The organism is Sphaerobacter sp. (assembly GCF_019683595.1).
GTDB lineage: Bacteria > Chloroflexota > Chloroflexia > Thermomicrobiales > Thermomicrobiaceae > Sphaerobacter.
On sequence record NZ_JADGHZ010000259.1, the window covers coordinates 1 to 3,803 of the forward strand.

The window sequence follows — 3,803 nt, forward strand, 5'->3', positions numbered from 1 at the left end:
CGTTCGGCCACGTCCCGCAGCGCGGGGTGGAGCAGTGGCAGCTCGTTGGGCTCATAACCCAAAGGTCGCGGGTTCGAATCCCGCCCCCGCTACCAGCAAAACGAGACCGCCTGGGACACTGTCCCAGGCGGTTTTTTGTGCCCTGAATCGGGGATCGGAAGGGACTAACCCTTCTGGCGCTCCCGGTAGATCGCCTTGGCGCGCTCCAGGAACTCCTGCTCCTCCGCCGTCAGCGGGATCGAGAAGGGGCGCTGCTCCTCGGGTAGGCTATGGTAGTTGGTCCACCACCGTTGGAGTCCCGCAGCGATCTCAGGGTCACCACCCGTGAACTCCTCGATCAGGGCGATCGACTCCTTAGCCAGAGCCTGCGCCTCATCGCTGGCGGGATCGCCGCCCTCGGCAACGAGGCGCCGCACGCCGGCGTAGAGGGCGTTGTAGCGCGCGTCAATCCGGCGCTGGTCCTCCTCGGTCCACGGGCCACGGGCCTGGAGACGCTGGCGCGCCTCCTCCGAGTAGGACTTCTTGCTCAGCTCCTCCATGGCTCGGAGCTGCTCCTCGGTGAAGTACTTCTTCGGCCACTCTTGGTTCTGGCTCATCTGCATTGCCTGGATCACCTCTACCAACGATTCCCACTCGCACCGGTCCTCCGCCAGCAGTCGATCGATGGCCTTGATGATGGTATCGAGGTGCGCGCGCCGCTCACGCAGCATGGCGCCCTGCTGCGCCAGGGCCTCGCGCAGGCTCCTCGGCGACGCGCCCAGGAACGCCTTGATCTCCTCGAGCGAGAAGCCGAGATACTTCAGTGCCAGGATCTGCTGCAGCCGCACGAGATCCGCCTCGCTATAGAGCCGGTACCCCGAAGGGGTCCGCGCCGAGGGCGAGAGCAAGCCCACCCTGTCGTAGAACCGCAGCGTGCGGATCGACACGGAGGTCATGCGTGCGAGCTCACCGGTGCGTACCAAGCGGTGACCCAAGCTCGCCTCCTTTCCGAATGGGAGGGTACAGGGTGACGTTACGTCAGGGTCAAGACCCTGTGTGGTCACCGGGAGCGGATGCCGGGGCGTCGGTCTGGCAGAGCCGCTCCCCGCTGCTTGCGTCGAGGTAGACGAGCAGGCGCGCGTCCTGGCCGCTCGGCAGCGTTCCCTCGACCGTCACCAGCCAGACGCCCTCCGGCTGCCCGGGGAACTCGCGGCAAGAGCCGGGGACGGCCAGGCGCGCGTCACGCTCCGGTACCAGCGCCGTGTCGGTGACGATCGCATCGTGCAGTCCGCTCACGACCACGGCACGATCCGCGGCCGTGCCTTCCCCAATGAACGGCCCCGGACCCAACTCGGCGTGTGCGGTGAGCGTGGGATCCAACGGGTCGGCCAGGTCGACCGGCTCCGCGAAGCGGACGCTCCCGGCCATCGCCGAGAAGACGGTGAGCAAGCCCGGGTTGAGCGCGGCGCCATCGGTGAAGTGGGCGGCGAAGACGACGGTGTTGCCCCGGTAGTTGGCGACGAGGCGCACCTCCCGGACACTGCCCTCGGGCCTGGCCGGTCCGACGACGTCGACGAGCCGGGCACGCGCCGGGCCGAGGAGGGCGGGGGCGTGCCGTGCGCCGCGAAGCACGTCCGGCAGTTGCCCGTCGACGCCGGCATCGGTCTGCCCGGGCGTCACCGCCAGGCGCATGGTTGCATCGGCGTTGGGAGGCTGGAAGCGCACCTCGACGATCGCCCCCTGGTTCCGGGCCTCCTCGACCGTCCACCCATCCGGGTAGCGGATGCCGAGGCCAAGCCTGGCGTCGGCCCACTCCGGCCAGTCGGCCGTCTCCGGCAACGCCGCCACGAGCGTCGCCCGCACCCCGTTCACCGGCTCCACTACCTCGTCGAGAACGAACAGCCGGTCGGCGCCGGGACACCCGGCATACTCGGGATCGAAGAAGTGCCCACGCAGCCGAGCGCGCGACGGGATATCAATGATGCCGAGCGAGTAGGGGACCACCAAGCGCAGCGCAGGCACCGTCGCCGGCACCTCGTTGGGGAGCATCACGCCGGCGACGGAGAACTCGCGCAGGAAGGGGCGGTCGGTCAGCACGGCCAGCCCCTCCGGCGCAACCGGACAGCCGGCCTGCGCATCGGCGACCCCGGCGCTGCCTGGTGCGGTGTTGACGTACGCCACCAGCTCGACCGGCCCGGTGGCAAGCCGGTCCCGCTCCGTCTCCAGCGCGGTGACGGCGGCTTCTACCGACAGCGCCTCTCCGACCTCGACGGCCGGCGACGCGGTCGGGTCTTCGGACCTGCGCGTAAGCTGCCCAAACCCGCCACAGGCCGTGATCGCGAGCGCGACCACGAGCCAGACGAGCACAGAGCGGTATAGACGCTGGCTCAGCGCGGCAACCTCCCGGACTTGGACCCGCGGCTGGGAAACCGACGTTGGATGGCGGCGGGGTCCAGCGGATTATAGTCAATCCGGGGCACGCGGTGCAGCGTGCGGCGCCATATGCTTGCGTCACCCGTGATGCCGTGTGACGCCTGTCGCGGCGGGTTGCGAACCCGCCACCGTTGCAGGCAGGGCCGCGATCTGCGTGAATGGGGGCGGTGAGCCGACGGGACCACGGAAGGGGGGACCGGTGGACGGGACTCGAATCGAGCGCCTGGCGCGCGTGCTGACCGAGTACTCACTGGAGTTGCAGCCGGAGGAGCGCGTGGTCATGATCGGGAGCCCGCTGGCGGCGCCGCTGCTCCTGGCTGCCTACCAGCACGCGCTGCGGCTCGGGGCGTTCCCCATCCTCGACGTCCATCTGCCCGAGGCACAGGAGATCCTGCTGCGGGAGGGGAACGATGCGCAGCTCCAGGCGATCTCGCCACTGGAGGCATTCGCCAGCCTCGAGGCCGACGCCCGGCTCTCGGTGATCGCGCCGGAGAACACGCGGATGCTGGCGGGGATCGACCCGGCGCGGCAACAGGTCTTCTCCCGTGCCCGCGCCAGCCTCCGCGAGCGCCACCTGGAGCGTGCCGCTCAGGGGGAACTGAAATGGTGCGGAACGCTCTTCCCGACCGCCGCCCTGGCCCAGGAAGCCGACATGTCACTCCGGGACTACACGGAGTTTGTCGCCCGCGCCGGGTTCCTCGACGACCCAGACCCGGTGGCCCGCTGGCGCGACCTGGCGGCGTACCAGCAGCGGCTGATCGACTGGCTCACGCCGCGGCACGAGGTCCATGTCGTCGGCCCGGACACCGACCTAAGGCTGCGCATCTCCGGCCGGACCTGGATCAACTCCGACGGCCACCGCAACTTCCCGAGCGGCGAGATCTTCGTCGGGCCGGTCGAGGACTCGGTGGAAGGGCACATTCGCTTCACCCACGCCACGATCGTGCAAGGGCGCGAGGTGGAGGACGTGCGCCTCTGGTTCGAGCGCGGCCGGGTGGTCAAGGCCACCGCGGCGAAGAACGAGGACTTCCTCGAAGCGATGCTCAACACCGATGAGGGGGCGCGCTACCTGGGCGAGTTCGCCTTCGGCACCAACCGGGCGATCGACCGCTTCACCCGCAACATCCTCTTCGACGAGAAGATCGGCGGGACGATCCACATGGCGCTCGGCGCGGGGTACCCTGACAGCGGCTCGCGCAACCAGAGCGCGATCCACTGGGACCTGATCTGTGACCTGCGCCAGGGCGGGCAGGTGACGGTCGACGGCGAGGTGTTCCTGAAGGACGGCGAGTACGTGGTGCAAGGGTGAGGGTGTGAGGCGAGATGCGTCATGCGGGATGCGTCATGCGTGATGCGTCATGCGTGATGCGTCATGCGTCCCCCTCACCCCC

The 3,803-nt window shown here is 69.2% G+C and carries 3 protein-coding genes and 1 tRNA gene; 2 read left to right on the top strand and 2 right to left on the bottom strand.

All coding sequences use genetic code 11. The features are described from left to right. Nucleotides 1-20: 20 nt before the first annotated feature. Nucleotides 21-95, top strand: a tRNA-Met gene (locus tag IRZ30_RS16245). A 69-nt stretch (nucleotides 96-164) separates the two neighbouring features. Here IRZ30_RS16245 and IRZ30_RS16250 read toward each other — a convergent pair. Then, complete coding sequence (locus tag IRZ30_RS16250) at nucleotides 165-974, bottom strand: MerR family transcriptional regulator (protein ID WP_294086653.1); 810 nt, start codon at nucleotides 972-974, stop codon at nucleotides 165-167. 49 nt (nucleotides 975-1,023) lie between these two features. After that, a complete protein-coding gene (locus tag IRZ30_RS16255) occupies nucleotides 1,024-2,346 on the bottom strand; it encodes a hypothetical protein (protein WP_294086654.1) in 1,323 nt (440 codons plus the stop codon). Between the two features lie 265 nt (nucleotides 2,347-2,611). On the opposite strand from IRZ30_RS16255, the gene IRZ30_RS16260 reads away from it, so the two are divergent. After that, on the top strand, nucleotides 2,612-3,721 hold the full coding sequence (locus IRZ30_RS16260; RefSeq protein ID WP_294086655.1) for an aminopeptidase: 1,110 nt from the start codon (nucleotides 2,612-2,614) through the stop codon (nucleotides 3,719-3,721). The last annotated feature ends 82 nt before the right edge of the window (nucleotides 3,722-3,803 follow it).